Origin of the sequence: Cognatundibacterium griseum (assembly GCF_014284195.1) — a bacterium.
Taxonomy (GTDB): Bacteria; Pseudomonadota; Gammaproteobacteria; order Burkholderiales; family Burkholderiaceae_D; genus Undibacterium; species Undibacterium griseum.
Genome location: NZ_JACOGC010000002.1, coordinates 847,355 through 864,262 on the forward strand (window position 1 = coordinate 847,355; position 16,908 = coordinate 864,262).

Here is a 16,908-nt window from a genome sequence, read left to right on the forward strand (position 1 = left end):
GAGCAGTAACAATCCGGTAGCACCGGGAACGGCTGAAGAGCCCGGCTGATAGGTGGTGATCGATTTTCATTGCGAACTCTCCCTTTGCTGACGACAGCGATCAGAACAGAACTTTACCTGCCCCCAATTCTGCGCCCATTTTTTGCGCCAGCTCATGGTTCTGCCGCAAGCTTGACAAGGCTTGGATGGCAAATAAGATTTATTACCCTTAAATTTGCCTTGCATCGTTTGCCTCCTGAAAATGCGCCAGCTGATCGTTCAAATAGCATGACTACTCATTTGACGATCCAGATCGACAAAATCGCCTCGATAAAAAATGACCGAAAAGTGCGAAAAATGACTACAAAGTCATATTTTAAAACAATTCCTACTTTTGTATTGCCAGGATTGAGGTGGCTCAGACATAAATCTGCACAATCCCGGGTATTACGTTTATTAGAGAAGGGGAGAAGGCGGTTTCCTAAATTGCTGCTTACCTTACATTCAAGCGCACCGCTTTGGAATGACCTTATTGCTTAGGACTAAACGGTTTGACATCGATGGTTTCCCCGATACTGAACGTCATGAGATCGGCCCCTATCTGCAGGGGACCGTCATAGGTTTCGCGGGTCTGATGCATGACATCGTCCACGGATGGCACCGGAAAGCGCGGGTCGGGCAGGAATACCAGATGGGTGTAGGCGGCCATGCGAGGCCTAGCCTGACTGAAAATCCGTCCAGCCTGCTGCGGTGAAGTGTGATGCGCGAAGATGCGCCTGAACCCCTCGTTGCCGTTAAGGGCGTCAAGGTTGGCAATTGCTACTTCATGGATTAGCAGGTCGGTATTCTTGCCATATTTCACAACATTTTCCGTACAACGGGTGTCGCCCGAGACCACGACGGAATGGCCCTTGTAATCGATGCGATAGCCATAGGCCGGTTTGATGGCATCTCCGTGATCGACTTCAAACGCCGTGACGACCACGCCATCCTGCTGGTATACCACGCCCTCCGATTTGAATTCCTTCACCGCCACCTTGATACCCGCCGGCGGATTTTTCTCATCTTTCAGACGGATGTTTACGTCGTCGGCGTAGGCCTGCTCCAAGCCCTGCATCAGGCGCTTCGTGCCAATCGGCCCAATGACCTGGAACGGCGTTTTGCGCCGCCCATACGGTGTGTCAACCCAACCGGTCAGCCAGATATCGGCAATCCCACTGGTATGGTCGGAATGGAAATGCGTCAGCAGCACCGCGTTGAGACGACTGAGCGGTACACCGAGCTGCCACATGCGGATCGAGGCACCGCGACCAGCGTCGATCAGCAACGTTTGGCTGCCTGTCTGAACGAGCGTAGCCGGTCCAAATCGCTGCGAATCGGGATTCGGTGAGCCAGTACCGAGAAGGGTCACCTTGAAATCGGTTTGCGCATGCGCTGTGAACGTCAGCACGAGCAGACAGCTGGCAAGCAGGGAAGTGAAGGTCTTGTTCATGGTTTTCCTAAAGGTTAAAAAGCCACGAGAACTGGCGTCGAGAGGAAGCTGGCGGAAAAAAAACTTGCGGTTTCACTGAGCTTGAGCAACCGCCAGATCGCAGTGCATTACGCTACGCGGTGGCCAGCAGACCTTGGGCATCCTTGGCGTAAGTCCGGTCAAGCAGGACGGTGAGAATGCCCGAGCACAGCAGTACCCCGCCAAACAACTGGTACGCGAATTGCGGGGTAGCGCCTGCCTTGAGCAGATATCCCGTGAAAATCGGCGCCAGAATTGCTACACCCCTGCCGAAGCCAATCATGAGGCCGACACCAGTGCCGCGCGCTGCGACAGGATAGATGCTTGGGCTGATCGCATAGAAGGCCGCCATGCCGCCGTTGGCGCAAATGCCAACAAGGACGGCGAGGGATAAGGCCAGCGTCAGCGTATGGAAATAATTCGCGTACAGAACGTACGAAACGGCGCCCGCGAACATGATCAATGCCGTCGCCAGGCGAGGCCGCATGACGGTCGACAGGGCTGCAAATATCAGAGCGCCAATGACGTCTGATTGCATAAAACTGTTCTCCAACGTTTCACTGTGGGAATACTCCTAAAAAGTACAATTTTGTGCAAAATTTGATTGCAGAAAATTGTCTCTTTCTCGAACGATTTGCAGCAAATTGTAGATATTCCGAAACTCCTTTTTTGCGTACTTGTATCGCATCAAAGGACATGATAGTGTTGCTAAATGAATATAGTTCTGAGGAGCCACTATGCAAGAAGGCCCGGATGTTCATTCACAATATTCAAATCGTGTCATTGGCGGCAGTAGCATTGACGTCTCGACGTGGCCAACCCCGGATGAGGGTGCCCTGAGCGGTGATCTTCGGGTTCTTTATTTCGCTCGAAAATCTGCTGTTACCCTCTTTTTGCAAGGCTTTCCGGCCGAGCATGTAAAACGCATTACGAGCCTATCACTGATTACCCGATTTGCTCACCTGAACGGCATAAAGTTGCGAGAGTGCGAGTCGTATTTCCAGCACATTTTAGGGAATACTTCCACCCCGAGTGGGGTGGATATCGACCGACTGGCAACTACTCTCGATGAAGATTTAACCACTGTACAAGGCGTCCTCGGTGAAACAATCAATTTGGGGCTGGGGCATGACCTCTCGATTGTGCCAGAGAAGGTGGGCGACTCAGTACGGTATTGCGAGCGATGTGCGTCTATCGGCTATCACAGCTACCTACATGAATATCATTGGTTGGCCCGTTGCCCCTTCCACTCCACGCCTTTAAAAATTATTCATGCTCCTTATAAAGCTACAACAGTCCAAGTTCGTCGCTACGAAGCGCTTGCACGACTTATGCAGGCCGCTTGCTCCTACTGGCCGAGGACAGGATCACAATCATTTGAGCCAAAAGAATATGAAGGGTTCAGATGGCTTTCCAGTTGGGCTTTCTGAAATCATGCGCAGAGAAGCGCTCCTTGTTTCTGCATTCCGGCCCTTAGCCGTTTCAATAAAAGCCGGAAAAATCGTGCCATCGACACTCCTGCGCCGTCTGGACAGTAATTCGTAAAAATATTCGTAAAAATAAACTCTATTTTGCATTTTGGGAACTCGGACGAGTGATTCGCACCATTTTCTTGCTTCGTTACGTGGGAGATCCTCAACTGAGAAGAACGATACATACAGCAACTAATAAATCTGAGCAGTTCAACAATTTTGCACAATGATCGTTCTTTGGCAATGAAAGCATTATTATCGAAATTTGGGCCATGAGCAGCGTAAAGTAATGAAATATAATCATTTGGTGGCGAACATGATTATTGTGAATACCGATCGCGGCAGGTGTTTTATATCCGCTAACCGGGTGGTTGTTGTCGCCGTTGATTGCAGCACTCGCGATGAGCTTGAGCTCTGTATCCGTCATTGGTAATGCACTCCGATTGCGCATCTAAGTAGGCGACATGACAATGTGATTTTAAACGACATGAACAGTTGCCTTGTAAAGAGATAATCACTTAAATGAACTTGATACGCCTCAAAAAAGCACTAACGGACTGAGAATAAAATGCGACTGACTGGGAAAGTCTTTTTTGTAGAATAGAAAATTCAATTCTGCCATAATGAATTCTGTTCCGTTTCAGGTATTGCAAAGACCATGTTGATTTGATTTGCCGATGAAATTTCGCCTTTCCAAACTGATTACCGTTAGTCTCGCTCTCTTCAGCATGTTATTCATGCAGCTTGCGATGGCTTCGTACGTCTGTCGTGGCACGAGCGAGATTCAGAGCCATAGCGTTGGCACGCCAGATCCGTCGATGGAAGGCATGACGATGGCTGCTATGTCCGATTGCGAAGGAATGGACATGGCACAACCGGTACTATGTCATACGCATGCACAAGATCCGTTGAGCAAACAGTCTTTCGATAAGCCGCAATTGCCGGACGTGCCGGCTTTCGTTGGCGCCGGGATTTTACGAACGGTTGAAATGATCGAACCTGTGCAACTGAACGAATCCCTCTTGTCAGGTCTCAGCTTTCATCTTGCCACTGCAGCTCCGCCGCTCGCCATTCTTCACTGCTGTTTCCGCATTTAATACTCCAGATTGCTCTCTGTTCCCGTCAAATTTTGACGGCAGTTCATCTTGCTATCTGGAGTCACTATGTCTTTTTCACTCTGCACGCCCATTGTTACTGGGCGCCATCCTTATACTGCATTTAAACGCGGCAGTTTGCTTGCGGTCGCTCTCGCTTCGGCTGTCGGCTCATTTTCAGCACATGCGCAAGATAGCGCGCTGAGCTTGAATCAGGCGCTGCAACTGGCCGTTGCGCATTCGCGCCAATTACCGGCGCAGGACATGGCCGTCAACGCTGCACGCGAGATGGCGGTCGCCGCTGCCCAACTACCGGATCCCGTGCTTAAAATCGGTGTCGATAATTTGCCGCTCAACGGCCCTGACCGTGGCAGCCTCACCAGCGACTTCATGACCATGCGCCGGGTCGGCATCATGCAGGAATTGACCCGCAGCGAAAAACGTCGATTACGCGCCGAGATTTACGATCGCAATGCCGATAGGTCGCTCGCCGAAAAAAGTGTGTTACTTGCGGCGCTGCAACGCGATACGGCAATTGCCTGGCTCGATCGTCTGTACGCCGAACGGATGGTAGCCATCGTTGCAGAGCAAGCGGCGCAGGCCAGGCTGGAAGCCGAAGCTGCCGAAGGCAGCTATCGCGCCGGTCGCGGTACGCAGGCGGACATCTTCGCCGCTCGCAGCGCTTTAGCCATGGTCGACGATCGCATGAGCGAAGCGCAACGCAAGCTGGCTAACGCAAAGATTTTATTGCGTCGCTGGACGGGAAGCTCAGACGACAAGCGCCTGGCGGAAGAACCGCGTATCGACCAGATCCCATTGGCGACGACTGTTCTGGAAAGTGCATTGCCGCATCATCCGCAAATAGCGGCATTGACGCGGCAAATCGACATAGCGCAAGCCGATGCCAGATTGGCCGAGGCGAACAAGAAAACCGACTGGAGCGTTGAAGTCGCCTATCAGCAGCGAGGTCCTGCTTATTCGAATATGGTATCGATCGGTTTTTCGCTCCCTTTCCAATGGGATCAAGCACATCGCCAGGACCGTGAATTATCGGCAAAATTGGCTTTGCTGGAGCAAGCGAAGGCCGAACGCGATGAAGCTCTGCGAGCGCATAACGCTGAAACCCAGGCCGTTGCGGAAGAGTGGCAAAGCGACCTGCAACGGCTCACCCGGTATCAAAGCGAGCTGATCCCTTTGGCGGGAGAACGTACCCAGGCAAGTCTCGGCGCCTATCGCGGCGGCAAGGCGAACCTCAGCGAGGTATTGGCTGCCCGGCGCAATGAGATCGATACCCGTTTGCAAGCCTTGCAACTGCGCGCCGATACGGCGCGCCTCTGGGCACAGCTCAATTTCATGATCCCCAGCGACACGCAATCCGCCGTCAACGTGAATTCACAGCACAAGGACTAAGCATGAAAAACACAAAAATCATCGCAATGCTGGTGGCGACTGGCTTGCTGGCCGGCGGCGCTTACGCGCTCTATCAACTGGGAATTCGTCAAGGTACGCAAGCAGCGGCGAGCCAGAATCCGCTTGTTAAAGCGGACAAAAAAGTCCTGTATTGGCAAGATCCAATGGTACCGACGCAGAAATTCGATAAGCCGGGCAAATCGCCGTTCATGGACATGCCGCTGGTGCCGGTGTATGCCGACGCGGTTGACGAAGGTTCCGTTGCGGTCAGTCCGCGCATCCAGCAGAATCTCGGCATGCGGACGGCCGAGGTGGTACGTGGCAGTCTGGGCGGCACACTCAGCGCGGTGGGTAATGTCGCTTACAACGAACGAGAGATGGTGTTCGTCCAGGCGCGAAATAACGGCTATCTCGAAAAGCTTTTCGTGCGCACACCTTTGGATACGGTTCGAAAGGGGCAGGCGTTGGCCGAACTGTATATGCCGGAGTGGGTCGCGGCACAGGAAGAGTTCTTAACGGTAAAACGCTTGCAAAGTGGCGGCATTGACGGCCTGCTCGATGGGGCAAAACAAAGAATGCGTTTGGTCGGCATGACGGATGAACAGATTCGCCTGGTCGAAAGCAGCGGAAAAGTGCATCCCCGTCTCACCGTGGTAGCGCCGGTTGCCGGCGTGATTTCTGAATTAGCGGTGCGCGAAGGAATGGCCGTCGCGACCGGTACGCCTATGTTCCGGATCAATGGACTGGAAACGATCTGGGTCAACGCCGAGATTCCAGAAAACCAGGCGGAGCAAGTACATGTCGGGAATGCTGTCGAAGCGAGCACGGCATCCTTACCCGGTGTTCTGTTCAAAGGAAAAATCGACGCTGTGTTACCGCAAATCGATGCGGGCACGCGTACTTTGAAAGCGCGCATCGAACTACGCAATGTCAATCGTCAATTGTTGCCGGGCATGTTCGTCAAGCTCAACTTCAATACCTTCGCTCGTCAAGACATGTTGCTGATCCCTAGCGAAGCCGTCATACAAACAGGTACGCGCACGCTGGTCATGCTGGATAAGGGAAATGGTCGATTCACTCCGGCTGAAATAGAAACTGGCATGGAAAGCAAGGGCCGGACCGAAGTCACGAAGGGGCTCGACGTTGGGCAAAAGGTGGTCGTTTCAGGCCAGTTCCTGATCGATTCCGAAGCCAGCCTGAAAGGGACCAGTGCGAGATTAGGTAACGACACGCAGGACGTCTCCGGCAAACCGGCTGCACAACCAGTGAAAAGCATGCCGGTCTTGCACTATGCTAGCGGTATCGTGGAAAAGATAGCGCAAGATGAGATCACAATTTCTCACGACGCGATCGCCAGCCTGCATTGGGATGCGATGACCATGAATTTCAAACTGCCGCCGGCCGGGCTCCCCCAATCGATTCGGGTAGGCAGCAGCGTGCATTTCGAAATCCAGCAAACCAGAGGCGGCGCATTCCAGATCACGGAGATCGTTCCTGCCGAAAATGCAGCTGGAGGCAAGCGATGATCGCCAAACTGATACGCTGGTCGATCGCTAACCGTTTTCTGGTGCTGTTAGCGACGCTGATGCTGGCCACCTGGGGCATCTGGTCGTTGTCGCGTACGCCGCTCGATGCGATTCCCGATCTCTCCGATGTGCAGGTGATTATCCGCACCAGTTATCCAGGCCAGGCGCCGCAGATCGTCGAAAACCAGATCACCTATCCGCTCACCACTACCATGCTGTCGGTGCCGGGGGCAAAGACCGTACGCGGCTATTCTTTTTTCGGCGATTCGTTTGTGTATGTGTTGTTTGAAGACGGCACCGATCTGTACTGGGCGCGCTCGCGCGTGCTCGAATACCTGAATCAGGTGCAGTCGCGCTTGCCACCGCAGGCCAAGACTTCGTTGGGGCCGGATGCGACCGGCGTCGGCTGGGTCTATGAGTATGCGCTGGTGGACCGTAGCGGCAAGATGGATTTGTCGCAATTGCGCACCCTACAGGACTGGTTTTTGAAGTTCGAATTAAAATCGGTGCCGAATGTCGCTGAGGTTGCCAGCATAGGCGGCATGGTGCGCCAATACCAGATTCAGCTCGATCCCGATAAGCTGCGTGCATACAATATTTCGCATAGTAAGATTATCGAGGCCGTGCAAAAAGCGAATCAGGAGAGCGGCGGCTCGGTGCTGGAACTGGGCGAAGCCGAATACATGGTGCGTGCGTCCGGCTATCTGAAATCACTGGACGATTTCCGCCAAATACCGTTAATGGCGACCGATGCCGGCATTAGCGTGCGACTGGGCGATGTCGCCCGCATCCAGGTCGGTCCGGAAATGCGGCGCGGCATCGCGGATCTGAATGGCGAAGGGGAAGTGGCCGGCGGTGTCATCGTGATGCGTTCAGGTAAAAATGCGCTGGAAGCGATCGGTGCCGTCAAGGCAAAACTGGAAAAGCTTCAATCCAGCCTGCCGCCCGGTGTAGAAATCATTACTACCTACGATCGCTCGAATCTGATCAAACGCGCGGTGAGTAATCTGCAAGACAAGCTGATTGAGGAATTTATCGTCGTGGCGATTGTCTGTGCGATTTTCTTATTCCATTTACGTTCAGCGCTGGTCGCGATCATCACTTTGCCTGTCGGCATTTTGATGGCCTTTACTGTGATGTACTATCAAGGCGTCAATGCCAACATCATGTCGCTGGGCGGCATAGCGATCGCCGTCGGGGCCATGGTCGATGCGGCGGTGGTGATGATAGAAAACGCGCACAAGCATATCGAGGCCTGGAAACATCGCCATCCCGGCGCAGCTTTGCAAGGCGATGCGCATTGGCGAGTGATCGGCGATGCGGCCAGTGAGGTCGGACCGGCATTGTTTTTTTCGCTGCTGATCATCGTACTGTCTTTTATTCCGGTGTTTACGCTGGAGGCGCAGGAAGGACGCTTGTTTTCTCCGCTGGCATTCACCAAAACCTATGCAATGGCGGCAGCCGCAGCGTTGGCGGTCACGCTGATTCCGATATTGATGGGTTATCTGATACGCGGCAAGATACCGGACGAGCAAAAAAATCCGCTGAACCGATTTCTGATCGCGCTGTATCGCCCTTTACTCGATTGGGTGCTGCGCTTCCCCAAGCTGACGCTGTTGGCAGCCGCATTGGTTGCGGTGATGTCCGTGTGGCCGATGACGCGGCTGGGCGGCGAATTCATGCCGCCATTGGATGAAGGCGATTTGCTGTATATGCCGTCGGCATTGCCTGGTATCGCAGCCGGTAAGGTTTCCGAGTTGCTGCAGCAAACCGACCGGCTGATCAAAACCGTGCCGGAAGTGCAAAGCGTGTTCGGCAAAGCAGGGCGGGCCGAATCGGCAACCGATCCGGCACCGTTGGAAATGTTTGAAACGACCATACAATTCAAACCTCGTACGCAATGGCGGGCCGGTATGACGACCGAAAAACTGATCGCCGAACTCGACCGTATCGTCAAGGTTCCGGGACTGGCGAATATCTGGGTGCCGCCGATCAGGAATCGTATCGACATGCTGGCAACCGGCATCAAAAGCCCGGTAGGGATAAAAGTGTCTGGTACCGATCTGAAGGAAATCGACCGCATTGCCAGCCAGATCGAACACGTCGTTAAACAAGTGCCCGGCGTTTCTTCGGCATTGGCTGAACGTTTGAATGGCGGGCGCTATATCGACGTCGACATCAATCGTGACATTGCCGCGCGTTATGGCATGAATATCGCCGATGTGCAAAGCATCGTCTCGGCAGCCATAGCCGGCGACAACATCGGCGAGACGGTCGAAGGTTTGCAGCGTTTCCCCATCAACGTTCGCTATCCGCGCGAACTGCGCGATTCTCTCGAAAAATTGCGGCAGTTGCCGCTGCTGACCGAGCGCGGTGCACAAATCCGTTTGGGCGACATCGCCACGATCCGTATCAACGATGGGCCGCCGATGCTGAAAAGCGAAAATGCTCGTTTATCTGGGTGGATTTATGTCGATATTCGCGACCGAGACTTGAACTCGGTCGTGAAAGATATGCAGATTAGCGTTGCGAAGGAAGTTCGTTTACCGGCCGCATATTCGCTGACCTGGTCCGGCCAATTTGAATATCTGGAGCGTGCAACCGCTAAATTGACAATAGTGGTGCCGGCAACCTTGTTCATCATCTTTGTCTTACTGTACATGACTTTTAAACGCATCGATGAAGCGGCACTGATCATGGCAACCTTGCCTTTCGCACTGGCTGGCGGGGTGTGGTTATTGTGGGCGCTCGGCCATAATCTGTCGGTCGCCAGCGGAGTCGGTTTCATTGCCTTGGCCGGCGTGTCCGCCGAATTCGGTGTCATCATGCTGCTGTATTTGAAGCATGCGTGGGAAGCACGCCTGAATACTGGCATAGTAACGGAATATGACTTGCTGGAGGCGATCCGTGAAGGCGCTGTGCTGCGCGTGCGACCGAAGGCGATGACGGTCGCCGTCATCATCGCTGGCCTGCTACCCATTATGCTGGGTACCGGGACCGGATCCGAAGTAATGCAGAGAATAGCGGCACCGATGGTCGGCGGGATGCTGACCGCGCCTTTACTTTCGATGTTCGTAGTACCGGCGGTGTATCTGTTGCTGCGGCGACGGAAAATCCCGGGGAAGTCAAAAGAATCAAGCAACTGAGATCGCTGGTCGTACGATAGAATTCACCGACAATTTTTTGGAGCTCAAAGGAAAACAGATATGTTCAAACGTATGCTATCGGTAGCAGGTATTCTCTGCATCCTATTCATCGGACAGGCGCATGCCCATGCGATGCTGGAAAACTCGTCGCCGGCAAATAACGCGGTGCTGGCGACTGCGCCCAAAAATTTCTCTTTGACTTTTGGTCATCCAACCAAATTGATCATGCTCAAACTCGTCAAAGGCGAGGAGGTCATTCTGCTGCGCGTCGATAGTGAGCACGGCGCGAAAGGATTTTCTATTCCTTTGCCTTCACTAGGGCCAGGTAAATATGCAGCGACCTGGAGCACGCTGTCCGACGACGGTCATCCGATGAAGGGAACCATCACCTTTACCTTGACCGGAAAATAAGCGTGAATCATGCGCTGTATTCTTTATGGCTGAATGCAGACGGCTGGCAGCTTGCCGCTGTGCTGGCAAAGACGCTGACCTATGGCGCATGTTTTGCGGCCAGCGGCGGCGTATTTTTTAGTTTTCTTTTCAGGCGATGGTCGGATGCTGCGGATTTGGCTGGTAGTCGTCGCTTCATCGGCAAAGCGGCGCTGTTCGCGCTGATGCTGACTGCGATTCGAATATTCATATCCAGCGGTATGTTGAGCGACGACTGGCGCGGCATGTTCGATGTTCAAATATTGCGCATGCAGCTGATCTCCAGCGAAGGTACGGCGCTCGGCTTGCGCGTGCTGGGCTTGCTACTGATATGGGGTTGGGTCGGCCGACGCACCAGCGATCAGTTCACTGTACTGGTGTCGACTGGATCTGTGCTGGTGAGTGCATCGTTTGGACTGGTCGGACATGTGCACGAATTAAATGGCCTGCGCGCTGTCGCTGCACAATGTCTGATCGTGTTGCATTTATTGGCGGTCGCATTCTGGTTGGGAGCGCTTTGGCCTCTCTATCAAATCTGCGACGAAAGCAATACGCTCAAAATTGCAAGAATCGCTGTCCGGTTCGGACAATTGGCTGCCTACGTTGTCGCGCTCCTGTTTTTTGCCGGGCTGTCGTTATTATGGCTGCTGCTGGGGTTTTCTGCGGGTGCGTGGCAATCGGATTATGCGCAATTAATGATGGTGAAGCTCGTGGCGGTGTGCATGCTGCTGGGATTGGCTGCACTGAATAAATGGCGCCTGACGCCAGCGTTGCAGCGAGGCGAATCCTCTGCAGTAGTTCGTCTACGGCGCTCGATTGCCGCCGAGGTCGTCGTAGCTGGACTGATTTTATTGATGACAGCTTGTTTCACGACGTTGACCGGGCCGCCGATGCTGGCATAACGGCACATGGTGGTAATAGCAAAAACGTCGATTTAGTTACAGCCAGGATGAGGAATCGTACGTTGTCTACGGTGTACTCCGTAGGATTTTACACGCTGGCATAGCGGCTTGTTCGGTCAAGCTGGTTTCGATACGAAGCCGAGCGAACGGGTCGGCACCTTCAACATAGCGCATAGCAGATTGCACGTTTTTCCAGCCAACATATTCCATCAGTGTTTTGATGTCCCAGCCATTGGCCGTTGCCCAATTTGCAAATCCTCGCCGCAAGGAGTGCGCGCTGTATTGCGTCGGCGATTCAATGCCGGCATGGTGAAACAACGATCGCAACAAAGGGATCAAGCTGTCCGCATGCAATCCGTCCTGGCTGACATGACCCCAGCGATCAATTGCGCGAAATACCGGTCCAGCCTTCAGGTCGGCCAATTCGATCCAATCCAGATAGGCAGATACTGGGCATAATTGGGACAATGCCGGTACCTTGAAGCTGCTGCCCTTGAATTGCCGGTCGGCTTTGGTTTGCGGAAAGTAGCAACTCATTCCTTCACCAGACACGACGTCGACGTGCTCGATCCGCATTCGAGTGAGTTCGTCACCGCGAAAACCGCGCCAGAAGCCCAGCAACAAAATCGCTTTGTTCCGAACATGGCGTAGTTCGTCGGCACGCTTGCCGGTTAGGTGCGACGTCTCGATGGCTTGGTCCAGCCAGTCGACGACTCGGGTCAACTGCTCCATTTGCAGCGGTTTGGCGCGTTTTTCTTGTGCGGGATGTAGTGCCTGAATACCGCGAAACACTTTGCGCACAATAGGAGCCTTGGTAGGGTCAGGGAATCCTTGGGCGATATGCCACTGTGCGAGTGCCGCCAGACGTTGACGCAGTGTGTTGATGGAAAGCGACTCGGCATGATCTGCCAGATAGCGCGCTACACTGTCTGCCGTTGCCGGCAGAAAGCCACCCCATTCAACCTCAAAATGACGCACAGCAGACTGATAGCTGCTGCGCGTGTTATCCCTGGTCGCTGCGTGAACGTATTGATCGAGTTTGTTCATGATGATTTTTGGACTACCTTCCCCTGATCATACACAATGCTATCTTGATTTTATGTAGGCAAACCGAAGTCTCTCATTGATTCAAGCTCTCATCGACCTAATGTTCATGCCGATGATGCGCATCGGGGAAATGCTTGTGACTATGCGTGATCGCTTCATGTCGGTGTGGATGGCTATGCTTGGTGCCGGCAGCGACGGGAAATTCATGATCGTGAAGATGGTGCTCGTCATGCACGTGTTCGTGCTCATGCTCCATTTCCTCATGTGTATGCTCGTGTTCGTGGTGTTCGGTCAAATGCAGCCAGATGCCGAGCGCCATGAGTGAGCCTGCCAACAGTAAGGGGGCCGTGACGGGGTCGCCAAGGAGAACAGCCAGCGTGGCACCGATGAATGGGGCGATTGAAAAATAAGCACCGGTGCGTGCGGTACCCAGGTGGCGCAAACCGACCACAAACAAGGTCAAGCTCACGCCATAGGCCAAGAAACCAACCACCATTGCACCGAGACCATAAGGCCAGTGCGGCCATGCCGCCCCAACCAAAAAAGCCAGCGTCAGATTGACCGAACCCGCTACCAAACCCTTGACTGAGGCGATCCAAGTAGCATCAGACAAGGATACCTTGCGCGTCAAATTATTATCGATGCCCCAAGCCAGGCAAGCACCTAACACGGCCAACGCCGGCCAGATACTGGAAAACTCCACCTGGCCAGGCCAACTTAGTACTGCCGCCCCAAGCACAATCACCAGCATACCCAAGGCAATGCGCCGGTCGAAGTTTTCCTTGAAAGCGAACCAAGCCAACAAAGCGGTAAAGACGCCTTCAGCATTCAGTAACAGAGATGCACCCGAAGCAGGCATGCCGCTCAGACCTATCATCAGTAAAACAGGAGCGATGACTCCGCCACTGACGACTGCTCCGCCGAACCACCATGCTTCGCTACCGGTCAGCTTGGCCGATTCTGCACCTGTGAATAACCGATACAGCGTCAAGCCCAAGCCTGAACCCAGATACAGTAAGCCTGCCAACATCCAGGGGTTGATACCAGCCAGTAAAAGTTTGGCGAGTGGCGTGCCGGCACCAAATAAGAGGGCGGCGCCTAAAGCTGCAGAAACGCCGGTGTTATGAGAGTGGAATTGCGACATCGTGTCGATTTCTAACGGAAGGGTAAATAAAAAGAGTGGGGTTACAGCATTGTAGCGGCTGCAAATCAAATTTTTGAAATAAGCTCAATAAATTATGTAGCGTTTACTACTTTCTTGTATTAATCTTTACTTCCATGAGCATACTACTACTGATTCTTTCCCTTCCCACCGAAAATGCTGCAACACGCATGCGCGCCTGGCGCGCCTTGAAGGCGTCCGGTGCTGCAGTGCTGCGCGATGGCGTTTACTTGATGCCGGACCGGCCTGGCTGTCGCAGCGCTTTGGAAGCGATCGCTGCTGACTTAATCGGCAGCGGCGGCAGTTCTTACGTGTTGCTTGCCGAACCCACTAATGGTGCCGACTTCAGTCGGCTGTTCGACCGCAGCGACGACTATGCAGCACTGATGGTCGAAGTGGTACAGGCGCGTACGCAACTAACCGAAGCTAGCCTGCCCGACATACTCAAACAGGTGCGTCGCCTACGCAAGACCTTTAGCGGCATGATAGAAATCGATTTTTATCCCGGCGAAGCACAGCGTCAGACCGATCAGGCGCTAGAGGAGCTGGAGCTGGCCTGCGCCCGCGTTTCGGCCCCGGATGAGCCGCATGCGATTTCCCATGTGATAGGCCGATTGTCGGTTGCCGACTATCAAGGCCGTACCTGGGCTACGCGTCGCCGCCCTTGGGTGGACAGACTGGCATGTGCTTGGCTGATCCGTCGTTTCATCGACTCCAACGCAGACATTCTGTGGTTAGCCAGCCCAGCCGATTGTCCGATGGATGCGTTGGGTTTCGATTTTGATGGTGCGACCTTCAGCCACGTCGGCAGCCGGGTCAGTTTCGAAGTGTTGCTGACCAGTTTTGTACTGGAACAGCCCGGTCTGCAGCGACTAGGTCAACTTGTTCACTATCTGGATGTGGGCGGAGTGCAGCCGCCGGAAGCGGTCGGTGTCGAAAGCATTTTGGCCGGCTTGCGTAATGCGATCCAAGACGATGACCAACTGCTCACAGCGGCTAATGCGGTATTTGACAGCCTCCTGCTCAGCTTTCAAGGTGAGTTAGTATCTAAACCAGTGGAGAACACCAAGTGAATACTGCAATATCGTCCGCTCCCAGGTACAGCCTGTGGCAATTGCTGTTGTATTTCCTGCGTCTGGGCACCTTAGGTTTTGGTGGTCCGGTGGCCCTGGTTGGCTACATGCATCGTGATTTGGTTGAACAACGCGGCTGGATTGCTGAAGCTGACTACAAAGAAGGGCTGGCCTTGGCACAGATCGCTCCAGGACCGCTGGCGGCGCAGCTGGCCATCTACCTGGGTTACGTGCACTACCGCATATGGGGCGCAACCGTGGCCGGTTTCGCGTTTGTCATACCGTCCTTCTTGATGGTGGTCGGGCTGGGCTGGGCCTATGTCTCTTACGGCGGCTTGGCTTGGATGCAGGCTGTGTTCTACGGCGTAGGTGCGGCCGTGATTGGTATCATGGCCATCAGTGCGCACAAGTTATCTACCAAAAACGTGGGAAGCGACAAGCTCTTGTGGGTGATCTTTGTTGCATTAGCTGCAGTCACCATCATCACTCAATCTGAAATTGCCTGGCTGTTCATCGCGGCTGGCGTGCTGGTCTGGGTGGTGCGCATAAAGCCGCGCCTGGGCACGACGACGAATCTGTGCCTTGCACCGCTACCGCTGGCGGGCTGGCTAGGGGGGGATCCGAACTTGCTGTGGCAAATCCTACTGTTCTTCACCAAGGCCGGCGCCTTCGTGTTCGGGTCGGGTCTGGCCGTTGTTCCTTTTCTGTACGGTGGCGTCGTCACCGAACACCATTGGCTCACGGACAAACAATTCGTCGATGCCGTAGCCGTGGCGATGATTACGCCGGGGCCGGTGGTGATCACGACGGGCTTCATCGGCTACTTGGTGGCTGGCTTCCCCGGTGCAGTCATGGCAGCGGGAGCGACCTTCTTGCCTTGTTACCTGATCACTGTCATTGCGGCGCCACATTTCAAAAAATACGGTAAGCGACCCGCGTTGATCGCTTTTGTCGATGGTATTACGGCCGCCGCAGTGGGAGCGATTGCCGGCTCGGTGGTCGTGCTCGCACAACGCTCGATCACGGATGTGCCAACCGCCGCGCTGGCTCTGATAACGGCAGTATTGCTGTGGAAGTTCAAGAAACTCCAAGAACCCTACATCGTTGCCGGTGCTGCGCTGATTGGACTGGCGATGTATCCCTTGATGCATCACGTATAAGGACGCCCCCAATGACTCAATCCGTCGACTTGTCTCGTCGTTCTGCATTGCAGGCAGCCATTGCTGCGACTGCTGTTGCGGCCTCCGGCGCGGCATTGGCCCAACCATCTCAGGATCAGGAGAAAACGATTATGAGCATCATTCCCGCCTTTGAGAGTCAATCTTCACTCAAACCACTTTCCTTCGACCCTGCAAAATTGCCAGGGCTATCAGAGCGCATGCTCCGTTCTCATTGGGAAAACAATTACGGCGGCTCGGTCAAGGCATTGGGCGTCGCCAAGAAGCAACTTGCAGAAGCGTTGGCCAATAAGGACACGCCGCCCTTCATCTATAACGACTTAAAGCGCGAGCAATTACTGCGCACCGGCTCTGTCGTATTTCACGAATTTTATTTCGACAACCTCGGCGGCAATGGCCAAGCTGGTGCCAAAGAGCGCAAGACCATTGCCGATGCTTTCGGCAGCTTCGACACCTGGGAAACCGAGTTCCGCCGCATCGGTGCTGGCTTGGGTGGCGGTTCGGGCTGGGTTATGCTCGGCTATAACACGCACACCCGACAGCTGGAAAACTACTGGTTGGCCGATCATGCCCATGGCCCCGCAGCGACCTTACCCATTTTGGTCATGGATATGTACGAGCACTCTTACCAGATGGATTACGGTGCAGCAGCAGCCAAGTACATCGACGCCTTCTTCAAAAACATCCAATGGGATGCCGTGGCAGCCCGGTTAGAGGCAGCCGACAAGAAGTCATAGTTTGGGTGCCCGAACGCCTTTCAAGTAGATATCAGGAGACCGCCATGCAATGGATCACCCGCGAACGCCCGAAGATAGACCGTATCGCTTGCCCTTGGCTGATTGCGCGCTTCATCGAGGGTGTGCCGGGATAAAGGTGGAAATGACACATAAGCGATTTAGTCATATAGATCGATCCTCTTATGCAAAAACCGAAGTTAGTTTCTAGGCGCCAGTCGCTCAAGCACTTCGAGATGCGGTTGC

At 54.0% G+C, this 16,908-nt stretch carries 15 protein-coding genes and 2 pseudogenes; 12 read left to right on the plus strand and 5 right to left on the minus strand.

Translation table 11 applies throughout. The annotated features are described in order from the left end of the window. Window positions 1-66 precede the first annotated feature (66 nt). The 3 genes from H8K27_RS08215 to H8K27_RS08225 all read right to left on the minus strand — a co-directional run bounded on the left by H8K27_RS08215 (window position 67) and on the right by H8K27_RS08225 (window position 2,027). Window positions 67-225, minus strand: a complete 159-nt coding sequence (locus H8K27_RS08215) for a DUF2256 domain-containing protein (protein WP_186862647.1) — start codon at window positions 223-225, stop codon at window positions 67-69. 283 nt (window positions 226-508) lie between these two features. Then, window positions 509-1,471: an MBL fold metallo-hydrolase gene (locus H8K27_RS08220; protein ID WP_186862648.1), complete on the minus strand. Its 963-nt coding sequence runs from the start codon at window positions 1,469-1,471 to the stop codon at window positions 509-511. Between the two features lie 112 nt (window positions 1,472-1,583). Then, window positions 1,584-2,027 (minus strand): MFS transporter, encoded by a 444-nt coding sequence (locus H8K27_RS08225; protein ID WP_186862649.1) that lies wholly within the window; start codon window positions 2,025-2,027, stop codon window positions 1,584-1,586. Between the two features lie 199 nt (window positions 2,028-2,226). Between H8K27_RS08225 and H8K27_RS08230 the strand changes: the two genes are divergently transcribed. The 8 genes and pseudogenes from H8K27_RS08230 to H8K27_RS08265 all read left to right on the plus strand — a co-directional run bounded on the left by H8K27_RS08230 (window position 2,227) and on the right by H8K27_RS08265 (window position 11,468). Beyond that, a complete protein-coding gene (locus H8K27_RS08230; protein WP_186862650.1) occupies window positions 2,227-2,919 on the plus strand; it encodes a hypothetical protein in 693 nt (230 codons plus the stop codon). 43 nt (window positions 2,920-2,962) lie between these two features. Beyond that, window positions 2,963-3,292 (plus strand): annotated as a pseudogene (locus H8K27_RS08235) (Tn3 family transposase); the annotation flags it as partial. A gap of 346 nt (window positions 3,293-3,638) precedes the next feature. Then, window positions 3,639-4,058: a hypothetical protein gene (locus H8K27_RS08240; protein ID WP_186862651.1), complete on the plus strand. Its 420-nt coding sequence runs from the start codon at window positions 3,639-3,641 to the stop codon at window positions 4,056-4,058. 66 nt (window positions 4,059-4,124) lie between these two features. Beyond that, complete coding sequence (locus H8K27_RS08245) at window positions 4,125-5,465, plus strand: TolC family protein (protein WP_186862652.1); 1,341 nt, start codon at window positions 4,125-4,127, stop codon at window positions 5,463-5,465. Window positions 5,466-5,467: 2 nt separating this feature from the next. Continuing rightward, window positions 5,468-6,991 (plus strand): efflux RND transporter periplasmic adaptor subunit, encoded by a 1,524-nt coding sequence (locus H8K27_RS08250; protein ID WP_186862653.1) that lies wholly within the window; start codon window positions 5,468-5,470, stop codon window positions 6,989-6,991. Beyond that, window positions 6,988-10,137, plus strand: a complete 3,150-nt coding sequence (locus H8K27_RS08255) for an efflux RND transporter permease subunit (RefSeq protein ID WP_186862654.1) — start codon at window positions 6,988-6,990, stop codon at window positions 10,135-10,137. Before H8K27_RS08250 ends, H8K27_RS08255 begins: the two co-directional genes overlap by 4 nt. Window positions 10,138-10,197: 60 nt before the next feature. Continuing rightward, the gene (locus H8K27_RS08260) at window positions 10,198-10,548 is read left to right on the plus strand and encodes a copper resistance CopC family protein (RefSeq protein ID WP_186862655.1); all 351 of its coding nucleotides are present in this window, start codon (window positions 10,198-10,200) and stop codon (window positions 10,546-10,548) included. A 59-nt stretch (window positions 10,549-10,607) separates the two neighbouring features. Then, window positions 10,608-11,468 (plus strand): CopD family protein, encoded by an 861-nt coding sequence (locus H8K27_RS08265; RefSeq protein ID WP_186862656.1) that lies wholly within the window; start codon window positions 10,608-10,610, stop codon window positions 11,466-11,468. Between the two features lie 66 nt (window positions 11,469-11,534). On the opposite strand, the gene H8K27_RS08270 is transcribed toward H8K27_RS08265, so the two are convergent. Together H8K27_RS08270 and H8K27_RS08275 are read right to left on the minus strand one after the other, a co-directional pair. Then, a complete protein-coding gene (locus tag H8K27_RS08270) occupies window positions 11,535-12,515 on the minus strand; it encodes a site-specific integrase (protein WP_186862657.1) in 981 nt (326 codons plus the stop codon). Between the two features lie 97 nt (window positions 12,516-12,612). Beyond that, window positions 12,613-13,659 carry a DMT family transporter gene (locus tag H8K27_RS08275; RefSeq protein ID WP_186862658.1) on the minus strand — a complete coding sequence of 349 codons (1,047 nt, stop codon included), beginning with the start codon at window positions 13,657-13,659 and terminating at the stop codon, window positions 12,613-12,615. Window positions 13,660-13,793: 134 nt separating this feature from the next. Between H8K27_RS08275 and H8K27_RS08280 the strand changes: the two genes are divergently transcribed. The 4 genes and pseudogenes from H8K27_RS08280 to H8K27_RS08295 all read left to right on the plus strand — a co-directional run. Next, the gene (locus H8K27_RS08280) at window positions 13,794-14,750 is read left to right on the plus strand and encodes a chromate resistance protein ChrB domain-containing protein (protein ID WP_186862659.1); all 957 of its coding nucleotides are present in this window, start codon (window positions 13,794-13,796) and stop codon (window positions 14,748-14,750) included. Next, entirely contained in the window at window positions 14,747-15,910 is a 1,164-nt protein-coding gene (locus H8K27_RS08285) for a chromate transporter (RefSeq protein WP_186862660.1), read from the plus strand. The genes H8K27_RS08280 and H8K27_RS08285 overlap by 4 nt, the downstream gene beginning before the upstream one ends. An 11-nt stretch (window positions 15,911-15,921) precedes the next feature. Further along, window positions 15,922-16,665: a superoxide dismutase gene (locus H8K27_RS08290; protein WP_329604363.1), complete on the plus strand. Its 744-nt coding sequence runs from the start codon at window positions 15,922-15,924 to the stop codon at window positions 16,663-16,665. A 44-nt stretch (window positions 16,666-16,709) separates the two neighbouring features. Further along, window positions 16,710-16,793: pseudogene (locus H8K27_RS08295) on the plus strand (chromate resistance protein ChrB domain-containing protein); the annotation flags it as partial. Between the last annotated feature and the right edge of the window lie 115 nt (window positions 16,794-16,908).